Genomic DNA, 16,917 nt, shown 5'->3' on the forward strand with positions numbered 1-16,917 from the left:
CTCCCTTTTTTCAGAAATATGGTCGGACAGTAATTCCGTCAAACTACGGACACCTAATACCGTCAATTTATGGACTATATAATATATCAATAACAAATGATTTTGGCAAAAACGGCAGTCTCTCCGATAGTGATGGTCCCAATTAAAGTAACTAGTAAGGTGGTATTTTTCGGAATTCGTAAAGTGGCTTCAAGAAGAGATTGAAAAATAAATAAAATAAACAAAACCTCCATTACAAACGGCATTAATGTATCAGAACTTGACAATAACTTTTTGTCTAATGAAGAAGGAAACCAACTGCTATGGTATCGAGTAATAGCAATAAAAATAGCAGGCAATATGAGTGCTAAAATCCAACTGAATAAGCGGAATATTCGGCTCCCGAAACGTCCAGCCTTGGAATTATATTCATCTGGTTGCTGAAAATAATGGATAAAGAGACAAGGTACAATCAATACAAAAGGTAAACCATTTACAATAATGACGACTCGTCCCTCATATAATGCTGATACTGTTACATCAGGACGTTCAGACGTAAACACTAACGGAAATAACGTTTTTCTCTCCTCTAACGCATCTTCAATTACACGTGCTTCCAATAAATAAGTAACTTCGATACTTTTAATTTTCCTTTTCACTTCTTTTAGTACCTTTTCATCGACATATCCATCAATATAAAGTAATGCCACATCTGTTTTTGATTCGATTCCAATATGATACGATTCTATTTTTAGTTTCTGTGTCTGTATCAAGTTCTGTAAAAGGTTTAAATTCACCTTTAATTGTTCATTAAATCCAACCATGCTGCCTTTAATCGTTCGTTGCGTATCAGGTTCTGACAGGGACCTTGTTTGCCAATTTGAAACATCTGCAAGAATTCCCTGATTATACCCATCTATTAAAACGAGACATTTCCCTTTTGTCAGACCAGTTACAATCTCAACGATTGAGTCCTCAACGGTTACGTCAATATTAGATAGATGGTCTTTTATAACACTCTCTACATTTTCCATTTTCGTCATTTTTAATAAAGGATTTAAAATATTCTCTTGGATGTTTTGGGTATTTGTTATCCCATCTATATAAAAAATGGCAGCTTCAATTTTTGGATTAACACCGACATTTAAACTTCGTATTTTAAAATTCGATGGACCATTAAATTGTTCTGATAGAACTTTAAGGTTCCTATGTATGCTTATAGATAAGGTTGATCTATCTATTCTCGTCATAACTTGATTCCTTTTTTATCTTTAGTATCACCCACCTTTTCTAAAAATCTGCTTTATATATGATAAAATTCCTTCGCTTATTTAATGTCTTATTTCACTTCTGCAACGTTTGTTTAAAAGTGATTGCTCTCAGTAACAAACCTTGTTGACCTTGCAATATTGTTAGCTTTTGCAATGGTTTTTTCTACATTGACTTTATTTCCATTAGCCCTTACTCATCATCACGATATAAAACATATTCATAAACCTTATGGGCAGGCACACAGTCATATAGGTTTTCACCTACATAATGTACATAAAGTAATTCTGCTGTTTTTCGGGTGATAATTTGCCACCATCTGTATGAAAGAAACGGAGGTATTGTATGACAAATTTTTATTCTTTTCAGGGGACTGTCACCATGATTAGTGATTTTATTACAGGTCAAAATGCTGAAGGAGAAGGCTGTTATAAATTAATGTCTGTAGACAACGGATTGGGAGCAATAGTAAATTTCGTAGTGTCACCCAGAACTTACTTTGTAGATCATGTAATGGTGGCAGTTGGAGATCAAGTGACTGGATATTATGACGGGAATGCACCTACTCTACTTATTTATCCTCCACAATATCCCGCACTCGTTATGGTAAAGAAAGGCCCCTATCAAAATGTTAAAGTAGATCATTTTAATAGTCAGCTGGAAAGTAGTGATGGACGGTTGCGATTAAATCTTTCTCCCTATACCCAAATCGTATTAACAAATGGGCAACCCTTTACAAGAAACCCTGCAAATCGAGATCTCATTGTTATTTATGGTCCATCCACCAAAAGTATCCCTGCCCAAACCACCCCCTATAGAATCATCGTCTTGTGTTAAACGTTATTTTGTAAAAATGACTCTTACAAAAAGATCGTCGTCCATCGTAGGACGATTTTTTTATTTTTACCAGTGATGTGATATATCTTGCCCAATTTAAAAACAAGGCTTTTCCAACAAGAACAAGCAATTAAGTAATCCAATAAACTGATACTAGCTAAACTCGTACATTTCTTTGGACATTTAAAATAAGGAGACGGTAGAAACATGGGTATCATAGACGGCAAGGAATTTATTGAACGGTTAAATAAAATGAAAAATGAAATTTGGTTGGATGGTAAAAAAATTAAGGGGGAAATTTCAGAGCATCCTGCATTTAAAGGAGTTCTTAAGTCAAAGGCTTCCCTTTATGATTTGCAAAATTCTCAGGATATAAAAAATGAGATGACTTTCTTTTCTCAAGAAAATAAAGAACCTATTGGGCTATCTTACTTACAGCCCAAAACGAAAGAGGATTTAAAAAGAAGAAGAAAAATGATTGAACATTGGGCAAGACAGACTCATGGAATGATGGGAAGAAGTCCTGACTATATGAATACAGTAGTTATGAGCTTCGCCACCTCCGCCAACATTTTAAGAGGCAGGGAAAATTGTTTTCCCGAAAATATTCAATCTTTATATGAAAGGGCCATGAAACACGATTTATCGTTTACACATACCTTTATTACTCCGCAAGTAAATCGTTCACAAGTCTATTTGGGCTTTTCGAATGAACCGATTTCCGCAAAGGTGATTGATCGAAATGAAAAAGGATTGGTGATCAAAGGCGCTCGATTACTTGCCACTCAAGGTGGTTTAACGGATGAAGTTTTAGTTTTTTCTGCTCCAAGATTGTTTTTTGATCCTAACGAGGCGTTCGCCTTTTCCATTCCTTCTAATACGGAAGGGCTAAAATTTATTTGCAGGGAATCTTTTGTGGGAGGAGAGTCTGCTTTTAATTATCCGTTAAGTTCACAATATGAAGAAATGGATTGCATCGTCGTCTTTGACAATGTTTTAGTTCCGTGGGACTGCGTCTTTTATTACGATAATGTCGATGCAGCGACAGATTTCCTAGCCGAAAGCTCTTTTTACCAATTTGCCTATCATCAAGTCATAACCAGACAAATTGTAAAAACGGAATTTTTCCTTGGCGTTGCTCAGCTTCTTGTCGAAACCATCAATGTTGGTGAGTATCAACATATCCATGAAAAACTCTCCGAAATCATTATTGGTCTTGAAACCATGAAAGCACTTTTAGAGAAATCAGAAAATGATGCAGAATTGGATGAATGGGGATCAATGCGTCCTAGTCTGATTCCATTAAAAGTGGCTAGTAATATTTTCCCAAAAATATATCCCCGTTTCAGCGAAATTATCCAAATAATTGGGGCTAGCGGAATGATATCTATACCTACGGAAAGCGCGTTTGATTCTGAAATCCAGTTAGATCTCCACAAATATCTTCAAGCAGATGGGTTGAATGCCGAGAACCGTGTAAAACTCTTTCGGTTGGCATGGGATCTTACCATGAGTTCATTTGGTACAAGACAAACCCAATATGAAAGATACTTTTTTGGTGACCCCATTCGATTATCAAGTGCTTTATATAAAGACTATCAAAAAGATAACCATGTTAAAGAAATCAGTAAATTTTTAAATCTAAATAATTAAGAGTGTCTGGTCAAATTGGCATCATACTGTATCTTCCAGTCAAAACTCCGCAACCCTTTTCCTTTCTAACAAGAAACAGGTGTTTCTACAATTGTAGAAACATCCTGTTTCAGAATAACATCATCTGAAACTTTATCATAATTCTAATAATGGTGGTAATACGGGTAGTGGTGGTAGTACGGGTAGTGGTGTGGGTAGCCAAAACCAAGTCCTGGATAATAACCGAAACCTGATCCTGGTCCACCTAAGCCAAGTCCTGGAGAGAAACCAAAACCTGAGCCTGGTCCGCCTAAACCCATACCTGGATAAAAACCTGTTCCTACTCCTGGTCCACCAAATCCAAGTCCTGGTCCATAACCAAATCCTGAACCTGGTCCACCTAAGCCAAGTCCTGGAGAGAAACCAAAACCTGAGCCTGGTCCGCCTAAGCCAACCCTTTCATATGCATCATAATTAGGAAACATATTGATCCTCCTCTTTTATTTTTACAGTAGAGTTTATGCGTTTTTGGGTAAAAGTTCTTGGGCATTTATCATGAATCCAAATTTAAATTGGGTTAATATTTAATCAAATACCCAATTGAATGTTACACAATTAAAAAAAAGTCAATGTCCCTACTATCTTGTTCGAAATAGAAAAACCGAATTTCCTAATTGGAAAATCGGTTTTTTTGGTTCAAAAACGTCAAATATTGCCTAAACAAGTATTTCATAAATCATTATTCATGAATTTTCCATCCGTTTAACACCTTAGCTATATCGGCAGTAAAATGATCAACTATTTCACTTTTTCCTAAATCCATAGTAGCAATGGCTGACATATCTTCATCACTTAAAGTGAAATTCCATACATTAAAGTTTTCAACCATACGTTCTTTATGAACAGATTTTGGAATTGACACAACACCTCGTTGAATATGCCAACGTAAAATAACTTGTGCTACTGTCTTGCCATATTTTTCTCCAATACCAGCAAGTAATTTATTTTGGAAGATATTCTTCTGACCTTCTGCAAACGGTCCCCATGATTGAATTTGTACGCCATATTCTTCCATCACTTTCTTTGCAACTTTCTGCTGGAAGAATGGATGGGTTTCTACTTGGTTTACAGCCGGTACAACTTCATTGTTTAGAATTAAATCAACTAAACGATCCGGATAGAAATTAGATACGCCGATAGCACGAATTTTTCCTTCTTTATAAAGTTCCTCCATTGCCCGCCAAGAACCATAATAATCATTGAACGGTTGGTGAATGAGGTATAAATCAAGATAGTCAAGCCCTAGTTTCTTCAAGGAAACATCAAAGGCTTTTTTTGCATTTTCATACCCTGCATCCTGAACCCAAAGTTTTGTTGTGATAAAAAGTTCTTCCCTTGGAATCCCACTTTTTTTGATGGCTGCACCAACTGCCTCCTCATTCATATAGGCAGCAGCTGTATCAATTAGACGATACCCAGATTCAAGTGCCTCGGACACTGCCTGCTCGCATTGAGCTGGATCAGGAACTTGAAAGACACCGAAACCTAAAATTGGCATTTCGACACCATTGTTTAAAATTACTTTTTGCATATAAAATTCCTCCAGCATTATTAAAATTGTGACAAGTAATGCATGTTCCTGTTGTTTACCATAAAACATAAGCATCCTTGTGCTTGTATAAGCCTATCACCTTCGTGTAACACGAAGTCAACTGGTTTCAAGTAAATTTTATATACATTTTAAGTAGGTATTAAAGTACACATAGTAAAAGAAGTGGCAAAGATACGTTAAACTATTCTGCCCCTTCGCAGAAGCACCCTTATTTTCTACTTTAACAATAGGTCAAGCAAATTTTATATACCCAAATTTAACCAGATGCGACAATAATGCCACTAATCCTATAACAATTGCAATGCTTACTAAAGCAATCGAATCAGGACCCCATTTTTTAGAGTAATAGTATCAATATCTCCAAGCTTTAGAGATTAATTGCGATTGTTTTGAGTTTTTTGCATTAGAACCCATTTTTTTCCCCTGTTTTTATATTCAGTTTCCTTTTATACTAGAATAAGCTTAACAATGAGGTAAACTGTATGGAATATACTAAAAATTTGCTCTTACAAGTAATGATTATTTTGATTCCTGTCTTTTTTTATTCTATGTATTTAACCAATCGTCATCAATTCATCGAAACAAAACGTCAAAAATTAATTTTCAGTTTCTTGGCAATGATTACGTTAGTATTGTGCATGTCCTTCCCAATCTATTCGGATGTAAACGAGCGAAATGATCTACGGTTTGTAGCTCTCATGATAGGTATATTTTATGGAAGTGGATACGTAACAGGTATTGTTCTCACGATCATTTTATTGTTGTATCGTTGGTACTTTGGAGGGACTGGTTTTTATTCAACGGTATACGAAATCTTGTTCCTCTTACCCATGTTTTTTTTAGCATATCCACGTTTCGTCCAGCAGGATCGAGCAGGTCGAATGAAACTGACTTGGATGATAACATTGGGGATGTCCTTGATCTTCATCCTCGTGGATTTGCAGGAGATGGAATTTTTCAGCACACTTCAGGACGTTTTAACGATATGTGTTGCCACCATTGTAACTATATTTCTGATTGAAACCTTAAGGGAAAATACCCAGTTATACATGGAAGCTCAACAGGCGGAAAAATATAAGATACTCGGAGAATTGGCGAGTTCCTTTGCTCATGAAATTCGAAATCCTATGCAGACCAATCGAGGATTTCTCCAGTTACTTCTACAATCGCCAATTTCAGAGACGTATAAAGGGTATGTTGAAATTTGTATAGAAGAAGTGGATCGGGCGAATGACGTGATTACCGAATATCTTTCGCTTGCCAAGCCAGAAGCGGATATGAAAGAGTCAGTCGATGTTTGCGAAACAATACAAACGGTCGTCAATATTCTCTACTCCTATGCTTTAGAACGAAAAGTAAGCATAGACGTTCGACTCCCGGAGCAAGAGTGTGTGATATTGGGTCATCCCCAAAAAGTGAAACAAGCCTTCCTCAATATCATCAAAAATGGCATCGAGGCGATACATCAAGGTGGTACGGTTTCCATTCTCGTGAAACAGGAATCACAGCATGTGGTGATCCAAATCCAAGATGAGGGAGTGGGGATGAATGAAGACGAAGTGAAACGTCTTGGACAACCATTTTATTCTCTGAAAGAAAAAGGAACTGGCATAGGACTCATGGTGAGCTATCGCATTATCGACTCGCTTCATGGAAAAATCATCGTCCAAAGCCAAAAAGGAAAAGGAACCACGTTTACCATTCGGTTCCCTCTCCATAATTGTAAAAATACGCCATTAACTGACAAACATGAGCGTTAGCTAAAAATAAAAGTATATGAACCGACAGGACTTAAAGTGTATTGGATTGTAGATAATCGTACTGAGACAGTTGAAGTGCTTATCTTAAAGGAAAGTGGATATTTTCAACTTCAAGAGTTATATGTAAAGGGAAAGATCTAATAGAAGTAAGTATTTTTGAAGACTTTATCCTCGATTTAAAAAACATATTTCTATAATACAAATTCTAACCATCTATTAGCGTGTCATATCCAAACATGCGAGGCATTCCAATCCCTTGTTTTTCAAAGTATGAAACAAGTTTTCAATCTCGTTTTTCAGATTGGGATAGAGACAGGAAAATGCGGATTTGCAACGCTAAGGAGTTTCAACCTAAAAAAAGCCGATTTCCAATATAGAAATCGACTTTTTTATTTACGCTTCTTTTACTAAAGCACCCAGTTACTTTAAGTACATTTTTTCACAAACTTTTATCGTAAAAGAAAAAGTTGCCTTTGAACGATTTCTCGTCCCACAACTTTTACTTTATCCACCATTTAATTTTTCATTTCTGTGGGGGAAACGATAAATGTACCTCTTGAGTTTAATCTGCTTGCTCCCCAAACTTCTTTCCAAACACTTCCATCAGATCAATAATAGGAATGAATTCTATCCCTTTTGAGGTTAATGAATACTCTACACGAGGAGGAACCTCTGGATAAACATTGCGATTAATTAAGCCATCACTTTCTAGTTCTCGAAGTTGCTTTGTAAGAGAACCTTGTGAAATATCCCCTAAAAAAGCTTTGATTTCACTATATCGACGCTCTTTGGACTTTAAAAACCAAAGAATGAGATATTTCCACCGCCCAGAGAGTATGTTCTGGGTATAGGCAATGCCATATACTTCTCTTTGTTCCTTTATACACTCTTTGTCAAATCCATCCTTACATATTCTAGACACCATTTCACCTGATTTCTACTGTTAAGTACAAAAAAATGTACTACGTCAATTTTTATTGCCTTCTTCCAAAAGAAGAGAAATGATTTTATTCTAGTATATGTAATAAAGATACTCAATACGTTTAAAAAATATTTGATGCTTTGTTTACAGTTTAATAAGAGGTGAATGATTCAGCTGAAAATATGATCTTGTAACGTTAGCAGAGTCATTCTTTGATATACAAATTCTCTAGGAGGAACAATCATGCGATTTGGAATTATAGGTGCAGGACCAATTGGGTCCAATATTTCTAAAAAATTAGTTAAAAACGGGCATAATGTTAAAATTGCAGATGCACGAGGAATTGAACGTTTAGAAGGAAAAGAGCTTGCTGGAACGCCTGTGCTTGTAGAGGATGCAATTAAAAATATTGAAGTTCTTATACTATCTCTCCCTATAAAAGCACTGCCAAGCATTCGGCACATTATTGATCAAGTCGGGGAGGATGTAATCATTATAGATACTTCAAACTATTATCCTTTCAGAGACGGCAAAATTGAAGAAATCGAGAACGGGATTGTTGAAAGTGTCTGGGTTTCAAATCAATTAGGCAGACCTATCATTAAAGCTTTCAACAACTTATTAGCCTATACTTTAGAAAATGAAGGAACATCCGAAGATGCTAGTGGACGAATTGCGATGGCAGTTGCTGGTAATGACCAATCACAAAAACAAGTCGTTATGGACGTAGTAAACGAGCTAGGCTTCGACGTAGTAGATAGTGGTTCTTTAAGTGATTCTTGGAGACAACAGCCAGGAACTCCTGCTTACTGTACGGAGCTAACAAAAGATGAACTAACGAAAGCGTTGAAAAAGGCAAATAAAGAAAAAGCACCATTACTACGGGATAAGGTGATGAAAATGTTTGCAGAACTCCTTGCAGAAAAAAAGGAAGTTGAATTTTCCCATAAAGATATTGTTAATTTAAACAGAGAAATATACAATTCATAAAACAAAAGGTGGACTCGTTAGAGTGCACCTTTTTGTATATTCATATATCCTCATAAAGATATAAAGGTATGTCTTACCTTTTTCCGCCAATAAATCCTAAATAATATTAGTAATACTGAGTGCTTACAAAGGTCCTTCCAGAAGGATCTTATATTTAAAATAACCGAATAATATGTTTGTGTTTTAAAATCCGTCTTACACTAACCTCCAGTTAAAACAACAAGAAAAAAAGACCGCCGCAGCGATTATCATCCTTAACAAAAGCTACCCGTTACTTTAAGTGCAATCCTTCACATTCTAATTTCTTATTAAATCAGTAAAAGACAAAATTCTTAAACCATCAATGTGTTTCTGTCATTCTAAATTATAAGGGAGTTTATTTCAGAGGTGATAACTATGGATTCCTCTTAACAATATCCCCGCTTGTTCTGCCATCACACGAGATGGGACTGTAATTCCATTCTTAAGCTACCATCCAACTAACCCTACGAAAGTTGAACTGAAAAATTGAATAAAAAATTTTTTAAAAAAGACATACTGTTAGTGACATATTACTGTCGATAACAGTATACTGTTATTAACAGTAAATTGTTGCCAAAAAAATTTTACATTTAAATTAGGAGGTTATATATTTCATGAAACATACAGGGAGACATACAGGTGCATTTCTTCTGCTGTTTTTAACAGAAGGAGATAGCTATGGAGGGAAACTCCTGCAGAAATGTGAAGAAGAGCTTCCCATCAATCCAATTGATAGTGCCATTCTTTATCGCACATTAAAAACATTAGAGAAAGAAGGTGCTGTTGAGTCTTATTTGGACACATCTAATCAAGATAAGCTGATAAAAATGTACAAAATTACTACAATTGGAAAAAGAAAATTAGAAGATTTTCAAATAGATATAGAAGAAAAAATGAAGAACTTATCATTTTTCTTAAATAAATACAAAGAATGGAAGGAGTCTAATCATGATTAATGGTGCTATCCTTTACGCTATGGCTATTATTCTTCTCAGTATTTCATTTATCAAAGATCGAAATAAAACAAGAGATGCTCTATTAAAGTCATGGAAAAGCTTTCGTAATATTATACCTGACATGTTATCAATTATGCTTTTCGTTGGACTATCACTATCTATATTAACTCCAACCTTAATTTCTTCAATCATTGGAGAAAAATCTGGATTGACAGGTATTGTTTATTCGGCATTAATCGGTTCTATTGCACTAGTTCCAAGCTTTGTTGTATTTCCTCTTGGACACACATTAGTCCAAAATGGTGCAGGACTCCCTCAAGTGGCTGTATTAATGTCTACATTAATGTCCGTAGGAATCACAACTTTACCTATGGAACAAAAGATATTTGGGCGAAGTTTTGCCTATTCTCGCAACGTATCTGCAGTGGTAATGTCTCTAATATTTTCATATATTATTTGGGTGGTGATGGGATGAATAAATTAAAAGGGTATCGTCTCTTTTTCATTTTATTATTTGGGCTCATTATCCTTACCTTTATAAACCAATCGGTGGGATGGAACGCATTTCAATTAACAGGAAAAAGCATTTTAGATATGCTGTTTCTACTCCCTCCTGTCTTAATTTTCGTAGGTTTGCTTGACAAATGGGTGGAGAAAGAAACACTTATAAGATATATGGGAGAAAAATCCGGCATCTATGGCATTTTGTTCTCCCTATTATTAGGAGTAATTGCAGCTGGTCCCCTCTACGTAGCTTTTCCAATTGCAGCACTATTATTAAAAAAAGGAGCAAGCATACGCTATATTGTATTTTTTTTAGGAGTTTGGACAACTGCAAAATTACCGGTTATTGTATATGAATTTGCTTCATTTGGAGTTAAATTTACACTCATTCACATTTGTTTTGGTTTTTTATTTTTCTATTTAATGGGTATTATTTTTGATAAATTTTATAAGCATCGACAATTGTTAAAGTATGATATAACTAAAGACGTTTAGATTTAGATCGATAAATCTTTAACCACTCAATCCCAGACTATTTTGTAGATGCACCTACAACGGACTATACTGCGTGCAGCAAAAGATTAGAAGATACAGTTTGCACTGATCCTATCTTTGATTCCTCTCTTTGATTCCTTTCTTCAACTAACCTGCCCGTTACTTAAATAAGAAAAAAGCGATTCTTCCTTATTGAAGAATCGCCTCCGTTATTTTTTTAAGTGTAATAAATCACATTCTTGCTAATCTTTTTTTCAGTGTTAACCAATCTTCAGCTTATTTTCAGCCTTACATATCAATTTGTAATACCCTAATAATTCTTTAAAGTTAGGTATTTAAAGTCCCATTCAATATTTATCTGATTTTCTCTGCCAACTCTAAAATAATTCCCTCTGGACCACGCACGTAGCATAACTTATAACTTTCTTCATATTGCTGTATCTCACTGAAGATTTCCGTTCCCTTCTTTTTCAATTTTGCAACAATAGCTTCAATATCTTCAACAGCAAAGCAAATATGTCGGATACCCAGTGTATTTGCAAAAGGTTGCTGAAGATCTTTTTCATCTGACGGCGAATAAAATTTGACTAACTCTATCCATACCTGACCATCTGGCATCCCCAATCCTACACATGCCGTTTTAACATTATTAAGTCCCACTATTCTGTCCAACTGTTCTCCATGCAATTCCCATTCCGCTTGCACTTCCAGTCCTAAATCAAGAAAAAACGCTTTAGCCTCTGAAAGATCATTTACGTTTATACTCACATGATCTAATCTATGGATCTTCATATCTCATACCTCCTATGTTCCTGTTATTATTAATACCTGTATTCGTGTAAGGTTTGTTTGAAATTCTAATTCGCTGAAAACGGTAAAATATCCTTCTTCCACAAATCTGCCCTGTTAGCAGAACAAGAAAAGCGACTGTCCTTATTGAACAATCGTACCAGTTACTTAATAAGCCTTTACGAATCGGAGCTGCCACGTTAATTCAATAACGGCAAGGAAAAGAGACTGCCGAAAAACAGTCCCTTTGTTAGATGCGACTAATGCTGTATCTTTATTGGATTTCATTATTTGTATTTTCCCGATTCTATTATCTTAATATCCACCTTTATATCTTTTACAGCATCCAGATTAAATCTTCTTATCGTACCGATATCCCAATGATTTAAATGATATTTAAAAGACTTTTCACTGATATTCAAGATATCGGTATTCAATTTGTCGCCTTTTTCTAGGGTCGATAGAATATCTTTTTTAATTTTTTTACTTAGTTCGCTTTGCAACTCCCGGTTTGTTTTGTTATCCGAATTTTGGAACAAAGTAGCCTGTCCTTTTATCGCTATCCGATAGGAGGGTGGGTTCCCTTTTAAAACCACAATTTTGGTTTTGGGATTTTTTAATTTTACCGATACTTTTTTCGTTCCAACCCGGACAGAAAATCCTTGGATGCCTTTAGAGAACCACCTGATTCCGCTAAGGTCCTTTTTATTTAACCAGCCTTTGAACTTCTGCTGAGACATGATATACTCTCCGTTTATAATCGCAATCTGTTTTTGTGTTCCTTCAGAAAAATGAGACTTATTAATGGATAAAGTTGGGATCATAATGGTTCCAATCGGTCGGTAATAACGGGAAGTAAATTCATGGTACCTCAGAATAGGCAGCGAATAGTTTTGCTGGATCAACGGTTCTGGTACATGGATAATCGAATACAATTGCGAATAATTAAAAAAGCTCTCCGTTTGGAACAAATCCTTAATATTCTCCTTTGTGCCGAAAACGAATAGGTTATACCGAAGATTTGGCGATTCTCCCATGATATCCATTACATCCGCCATTTTTTCTTTTAGGATCCTTTCGGTTAAGATGATGGCTTGTACATGTCCCAAACTCAATGGCATAGCGGTAGTTTGTTCTAATTCACCATATGCTGTTAAGAGGCTTTCATCCTTCGCTTCCCCGACCAATATCGGCAAATCTTCTATATTGGCTCCTTCCTGTTTAGCAATGTTCCCAAAATTCAATCCTTGAGAAAACACTTCGAATTTCCCATTTTTATAATCAAACCCCAGTGCAGTAATATAGACTTCCCCTTCCAATCTTTTTGCCCCAAAACATCCTGTCACAAGAAGTGACAAGTTAATTAGAATAATGAAAATGATTAGGTTCTTCATAAATACTACTCCTTTTGCCTGGAACGATCCTCAGGCTGATAGGCCTGATTGCGTTTTTTTAACTGCTTATAGGGAAACCTTAGATAGGCTTTTAAGATTTCAGGCAAATTAGGATGGAAAAAGTGGGGAACATATGGCTGTCCAAAACTCTCAAGCGAAAAAACTAAAGTTATAATGGTAAATAAGGATATAAAAAATCCATACATCCCAAAGATAGATGACAGAAATAGGACAAAATACCGCAGAATGACAATATTACCCCCTATATTTTGGTTCACCAATGTATAACCTGAAATCACTGTAATCGATATGATTACCAGCATGGCTGGGGACGTTAATCCAGCCCGGATTGCTGCGTCACCGATAATCAATCCACCTAAAACAGCGACTGTTTGCCCGACAGCTTTGGGAAGCCTAAGACCCGCTTCTTTAAACAGTTCAAACAAGGTAAGCATTATAAATTCTTCCATTGGACTTGATAAAGGAAGCCCGACTCTCGACATGGAAATCGTTGCAAGCAGGGTGTAAGGCAGCTGGTCCGTTTGGAACGTTATCAAAGCAATGAAAAATCCCGGTAAAAATATCGTAGTGAATAATGCCAGGATTCTTAAAATCCGGACAAAACTGATATAAAAAAAGCTAGTGTTCGAATCTTCCGGAGAATATGACAATTGATTCACACTTGTCGGACCAAGCAAGCAGCTAGGACTTCCCTCCACTAGGATGGCAAATCTCCCTTGATTCAAGGAATCCACAACAAAATCCGGTCTGCCAATGTAATCCATTAACGGAAAAATGGAATAGGTTCGGTCATATAGCATTTCTTCCAATTGATTACTGCTGTTTAGAATATCTATTTTTAAGGATCCAAGCCGTTTTTGTACTTCCTCCAAAATGGATGGATTAAGTATATCCTCAATAAAAAGCAATAAAATTTTCGTTTTGCTTCTTTCTCCGATGGTATACTCGATACTTTTTAAGGAAGATGATTTTAATCGTTGACGGATTAAGGCCATATTATCAGAGATATTTTCCACGAACCCGTCTCTTGGTCCTCTTACGGAGGTCTCCAAACTGGATTCTTCCGGGCTCCTCTTTGGTGGATTTGAGACGGAAATAAAATATACATCCTTTGAATCTTCATTAAAAATGACCAATTCTCCGGAAAAAAGCTTTTTCTCTATTTCATTTTTGATAGGTCCATCAACTTTTAGTTCAGTGATTCCCAGGAAGCTGTTTAAACGTTCAATCGTAAACCTTTGTTCCTTCTCCATTACCTCCGTTATTTTAGGGAGGATGGTTTCGTTTATCATATTTGTATTGACGATATTAGGGCAATACAAAAAGGTAAGAGAATGGAAAGAACCGCTCCCTTTATAGGATTTTGTAATGATCACAATATCGGATGAGTTCTTAAACCACTCTTTTAATACGAATGTCGTCAGTTCCTTTTTATTCATGAGCATCACCTTTGATTCGGCTCAAAAGGAGCAATAGTCCAAACGAAAAAAGCAGAAAAACCAGGCTAGCAGGGAAATAGATCGAATACAGAAACGAATAAAAGGACTCGAAATCCCATGGGATGACCACGCTGAACGTTAGCAGGGCATAAAGAAAAGGCAGAAACCAGCGATTCTTTTTGCGAAAAAACAGCTGGTTTACGAGGAACATGCTTAAACATACCCGTATGAAGGCTCCAGAGAACCACTGGTAGATTGACAAAAAATCAAGTCGGGTGATATGGGTGCCAAGTGTCAATAACTTCCACTGTTCATATGCAAGAACTTTCATCTTTGCTGCCTCCTCAGCACCAAATTCAGCGATGCCTCCAATCAATGGACCAAGCGTTAAAAGGAAGATAATGATCGCAACAATCAAGAACATTTTCATTTTGATTCTGTTCTTCAGATAGGGCGTAATGAAAAGAAAATAGATCGTTTCGAAAAGACTAGCACACGTATACACCATTCCGTGAAGGACATGTCTATACCCATGTTCAAAAATTGGAAAGAGCAAGCTATAATCCTTATTTTTCATATTTCCAATTCCCACTAAAAAGCCAAAAATCAAAACAAAAGGCAATAAGAAAAATGCGATAGCACTAATGACTTCAATTCCTTTATGTGTAGCATAATAGCAAAGAATAGCGAATAAAAGCGCGATCATAAAATTGGGGATGTTAAACGTGTAATTCGCATTAGCCCAGTAGATTGTATATTTGAAAGAGATAAACGAAGTCAGAAAGAAATAAATACCAAATATAATACTTATGCTATAGGATATCCAGGGAGGAAATGAAAATATTAAAGTAAAAATGTTTTTTTGTTCGTACTTTTTGTACAGAAAATAAATAAGAATCGTCCAAATGATGAAAGGGACAAAGCTCCCGATAACCGATACCCATGCGTCCCGTTTGGCTGAAGTTAAAACAACAGGATGCAGCAATACATGGACCATAAATCCAGTAGACAGGATGAGTAGAATATACATATGTACTGAATAAATCACCTTTTGCATCACTATAATCCCCTTCGTTGAATGCAACTGTAAAAGGTTAAATTTTAGTAACTTTTCTTTTTAGGCGGACTCCCCTAATTGTATATATCTCAAGGCGGTTACAAAAACCAAATTGCCTATTACGTATCCAAATTATCTTCCCAATCTTAATGAAATTTTATCCATAATAATCAATTCCCGAAGAGGTTTTATTTATTTTCTGAATGCTCTTTCACTAATATGCCCGATAGTCAATAACTGATGGTTAACATTTTTAATCCATTCATCTTTATCGTCTGCAAGTAAAGTATTCCAACCTAAATTTCATGCTTCAATCAAATAATCCTATTTGGGCATACTAAAAAAAAACTAACTTATTTTTTAGGAGATGTGAATGCAAACTTCATTTTCTATCTTTTTTATAATTATAAGTTTATTTTTTGGTGTCTGGAATCGTTGGAAGGAATTTTATCCAACATTATTATTTTGGATTATTGGTCACCTGCTTTACGGCACCTTGCTCAATCATTACAAGTTTTGGGAATTTCGTCCTGTTGGAATTGATAAATTAATTTTCCCTACACATACAATCATTGGTTTAAAAATTGCTTTTTTAACATACCCATTCATAATTCCCGTCTTTTTAGGAAGGCTTCCTAAGTTACTATCCTTTAAAATATTGTGGATTATTTTTTGGTCACTCATTTTTGAAGGAGTAGAGTTTATAGCATATCTTAACAAAAGTATTACTTACAATTACGGATGGTCACTACTTTGGTCTTTTGTATTTAATTTAGTCACCTACATTTTATTAACTATACACCATTGGAAACCTTGGATAGCTTGGTCATTGTCTTTTATAACAATTATTATTTTATTCATTATTTTCCAACCTCCTTTTCCATAATAAATAAAAAAAGCATTTAAATGAATGCTTTTTTCGTTTGCGTAATTCTTTTTCCTGATTCCCTCTATTAAAAATAAAAAGTTCAACAAAAAGGACTGCCAGCAACCCACACTTAAACTCAAGCAATCTTTAGTTGAATAAGGATATGTTAAAGTTTTAATCCCTTGAGATTATTCTCAAAAACAAAGCCTTTTGACCAAGTACCAACAAGAAAATAAGTATCTTCTTCGCTAAATTCTGCAAAACAGGCATATTCCAGTTCTTCAATTTGGATAGGAGTTAAGTCTTCAAATCCTAATATAAGGAACCTATTATTTGAAGTGAGAACAATGTAATTATCATTTGATAAGCGAT

16 protein-coding genes are annotated in these 16,917 nt (G+C 35.5%); 8 read left to right on the forward strand and 8 right to left on the reverse strand.

What is annotated here, in order from left to right; translation table 11 throughout:
* Positions 1-86: 86 nt before the first annotated feature.
* Positions 87-1,229: a spore germination protein gene (locus tag JOC76_RS10365; RefSeq protein WP_205177541.1), complete on the reverse strand. Its 1,143-nt coding sequence runs from the start codon at positions 1,227-1,229 to the stop codon at positions 87-89.
* Between the two features lie 364 nt (positions 1,230-1,593).
* Between JOC76_RS10365 and JOC76_RS10370 the strand changes: the two genes are divergently transcribed.
* Together JOC76_RS10370 and hpaB are read left to right on the forward strand one after the other, a co-directional pair.
* Complete coding sequence (locus JOC76_RS10370) at positions 1,594-2,085, forward strand: hypothetical protein (RefSeq protein WP_205177542.1); 492 nt, start codon at positions 1,594-1,596, stop codon at positions 2,083-2,085.
* A gap of 207 nt (positions 2,086-2,292) precedes the next feature.
* Positions 2,293-3,738, forward strand: a complete 1,446-nt coding sequence (gene hpaB, locus JOC76_RS10375; RefSeq protein WP_205177543.1) for a 4-hydroxyphenylacetate 3-monooxygenase, oxygenase component — start codon at positions 2,293-2,295, stop codon at positions 3,736-3,738.
* Positions 3,739-3,881: 143 nt separating this feature from the next.
* Here hpaB and JOC76_RS10380 read toward each other — a convergent pair whose 3' ends face one another.
* Together JOC76_RS10380 and JOC76_RS10385 are read right to left on the reverse strand one after the other, a co-directional pair.
* A complete protein-coding gene (locus JOC76_RS10380; RefSeq protein ID WP_205177814.1) occupies positions 3,882-4,202 on the reverse strand; it encodes a hypothetical protein in 321 nt (106 codons plus the stop codon).
* Positions 4,203-4,456: 254 nt separating this feature from the next.
* The gene (locus JOC76_RS10385) at positions 4,457-5,308 is read right to left on the reverse strand and encodes an aldo/keto reductase (RefSeq protein WP_205177544.1); all 852 of its coding nucleotides are present in this window, start codon (positions 5,306-5,308) and stop codon (positions 4,457-4,459) included.
* 503 nt (positions 5,309-5,811) lie between these two features.
* Between JOC76_RS10385 and JOC76_RS10390 the strand changes: the two genes are divergently transcribed.
* On the forward strand, positions 5,812-7,089 hold the full coding sequence (locus JOC76_RS10390) for an ATP-binding protein (RefSeq protein WP_205177545.1): 1,278 nt from the start codon (positions 5,812-5,814) through the stop codon (positions 7,087-7,089).
* Between the two features lie 562 nt (positions 7,090-7,651).
* Here JOC76_RS10390 and JOC76_RS10400 read toward each other — a convergent pair.
* Positions 7,652-8,011, reverse strand: coding sequence for a winged helix-turn-helix transcriptional regulator (locus JOC76_RS10400; protein ID WP_205177547.1), 360 nt, complete (start codon positions 8,009-8,011; stop codon positions 7,652-7,654).
* A 243-nt stretch (positions 8,012-8,254) separates the two neighbouring features.
* Here JOC76_RS10400 and JOC76_RS10405 point away from each other — a divergent pair, with 243 nt between their 5' ends.
* From JOC76_RS10405 to JOC76_RS10420, 4 genes are all read left to right on the forward strand, one after another.
* A complete protein-coding gene (locus JOC76_RS10405; RefSeq protein ID WP_205177548.1) occupies positions 8,255-9,001 on the forward strand; it encodes an NADPH-dependent F420 reductase in 747 nt (248 codons plus the stop codon).
* Positions 9,002-9,636: 635 nt separating this feature from the next.
* Positions 9,637-9,978 carry a PadR family transcriptional regulator gene (locus JOC76_RS10410; RefSeq protein WP_205177549.1) on the forward strand — a complete coding sequence of 114 codons (342 nt, stop codon included), beginning with the start codon at positions 9,637-9,639 and terminating at the stop codon, positions 9,976-9,978.
* Positions 9,971-10,453: a hypothetical protein gene (locus JOC76_RS10415; protein WP_205177550.1), complete on the forward strand. Its 483-nt coding sequence runs from the start codon at positions 9,971-9,973 to the stop codon at positions 10,451-10,453. Before JOC76_RS10410 ends, JOC76_RS10415 begins: the two co-directional genes overlap by 8 nt.
* Positions 10,450-10,977: a permease gene (locus JOC76_RS10420; protein ID WP_205177551.1), complete on the forward strand. Its 528-nt coding sequence runs from the start codon at positions 10,450-10,452 to the stop codon at positions 10,975-10,977. Before JOC76_RS10415 ends, JOC76_RS10420 begins: the two co-directional genes overlap by 4 nt.
* A gap of 354 nt (positions 10,978-11,331) precedes the next feature.
* On the opposite strand, the gene JOC76_RS10425 is transcribed toward JOC76_RS10420, so the two are convergent.
* The 4 genes from JOC76_RS10425 to JOC76_RS10440 all read right to left on the reverse strand — a co-directional run bounded on the left by JOC76_RS10425 (position 11,332) and on the right by JOC76_RS10440 (position 15,677).
* On the reverse strand, positions 11,332-11,769 hold the full coding sequence (locus tag JOC76_RS10425) for a VOC family protein (RefSeq protein ID WP_205177552.1): 438 nt from the start codon (positions 11,767-11,769) through the stop codon (positions 11,332-11,334).
* A 284-nt stretch (positions 11,770-12,053) separates the two neighbouring features.
* Complete coding sequence (locus JOC76_RS10430; protein ID WP_205177553.1) at positions 12,054-13,160, reverse strand: Ger(x)C family spore germination protein; 1,107 nt, start codon at positions 13,158-13,160, stop codon at positions 12,054-12,056.
* Between the two features lie 5 nt (positions 13,161-13,165).
* Positions 13,166-14,620 (reverse strand): spore germination protein, encoded by a 1,455-nt coding sequence (locus tag JOC76_RS10435; protein WP_205177554.1) that lies wholly within the window; start codon positions 14,618-14,620, stop codon positions 13,166-13,168.
* The gene (locus JOC76_RS10440) at positions 14,613-15,677 is read right to left on the reverse strand and encodes a GerAB/ArcD/ProY family transporter (RefSeq protein ID WP_205177555.1); all 1,065 of its coding nucleotides are present in this window, start codon (positions 15,675-15,677) and stop codon (positions 14,613-14,615) included. The genes JOC76_RS10435 and JOC76_RS10440 overlap by 8 nt, the downstream gene beginning before the upstream one ends.
* A gap of 373 nt (positions 15,678-16,050) precedes the next feature.
* Here JOC76_RS10440 and JOC76_RS10445 point away from each other — a divergent pair, with 373 nt between their 5' ends.
* Entirely contained in the window at positions 16,051-16,563 is a 513-nt protein-coding gene (locus JOC76_RS10445; protein WP_205177556.1) for a CBO0543 family protein, read from the forward strand.
* Positions 16,564-16,917 lie beyond the last annotated feature (354 nt).

It is taken from the genome of Neobacillus cucumis, assembly GCF_016908975.1.
Lineage (GTDB): Bacteria > Bacillota > Bacilli > Bacillales > Cytobacillaceae > Neobacillus > Neobacillus cucumis.

What these genes read in the sequence shown, in the direction of transcription:
- JOC76_RS10365 (WP_205177541.1), bottom strand. Translation starts at nt 1,229, where the DNA reads ATGACGAGAATAGATAGATCAACCTTATCTATAAGCATACATAGGAAC.
- JOC76_RS10370 (WP_205177542.1), top strand. Translation starts at nt 1,594, where the DNA reads ATGACAAATTTTTATTCTTTTCAGGGGACTGTCACCATGATTAGTGAT.
- hpaB (WP_205177543.1), top strand. Translation starts at nt 2,293, where the DNA reads ATGGGTATCATAGACGGCAAGGAATTTATTGAACGGTTAAATAAAATG.
- JOC76_RS10380 (WP_205177814.1), bottom strand. Translation starts at nt 4,202, where the DNA reads ATGTTTCCTAATTATGATGCATATGAAAGGGTTGGCTTAGGCGGACCA.
- JOC76_RS10385 (WP_205177544.1), bottom strand. Translation starts at nt 5,308, where the DNA reads ATGCAAAAAGTAATTTTAAACAATGGTGTCGAAATGCCAATTTTAGGT.
- JOC76_RS10390 (WP_205177545.1), top strand. Translation starts at nt 5,812, where the DNA reads ATGGAATATACTAAAAATTTGCTCTTACAAGTAATGATTATTTTGATT.
- JOC76_RS10405 (WP_205177548.1), top strand. Translation starts at nt 8,255, where the DNA reads ATGCGATTTGGAATTATAGGTGCAGGACCAATTGGGTCCAATATTTCT.
- JOC76_RS10410 (WP_205177549.1), top strand. Translation starts at nt 9,637, where the DNA reads ATGAAACATACAGGGAGACATACAGGTGCATTTCTTCTGCTGTTTTTA.
- JOC76_RS10415 (WP_205177550.1), top strand. Translation starts at nt 9,971, where the DNA reads ATGATTAATGGTGCTATCCTTTACGCTATGGCTATTATTCTTCTCAGT.
- JOC76_RS10420 (WP_205177551.1), top strand. Translation starts at nt 10,450, where the DNA reads ATGAATAAATTAAAAGGGTATCGTCTCTTTTTCATTTTATTATTTGGG.
- JOC76_RS10425 (WP_205177552.1), bottom strand. Translation starts at nt 11,769, where the DNA reads ATGAAGATCCATAGATTAGATCATGTGAGTATAAACGTAAATGATCTT.
- JOC76_RS10430 (WP_205177553.1), bottom strand. Translation starts at nt 13,160, where the DNA reads ATGAAGAACCTAATCATTTTCATTATTCTAATTAACTTGTCACTTCTT.
- JOC76_RS10435 (WP_205177554.1), bottom strand. Translation starts at nt 14,620, where the DNA reads ATGAATAAAAAGGAACTGACGACATTCGTATTAAAAGAGTGGTTTAAG.
- JOC76_RS10440 (WP_205177555.1), bottom strand. Translation starts at nt 15,677, where the DNA reads ATGCAAAAGGTGATTTATTCAGTACATATGTATATTCTACTCATCCTG.
- JOC76_RS10445 (WP_205177556.1), top strand. Translation starts at nt 16,051, where the DNA reads ATGCAAACTTCATTTTCTATCTTTTTTATAATTATAAGTTTATTTTTT.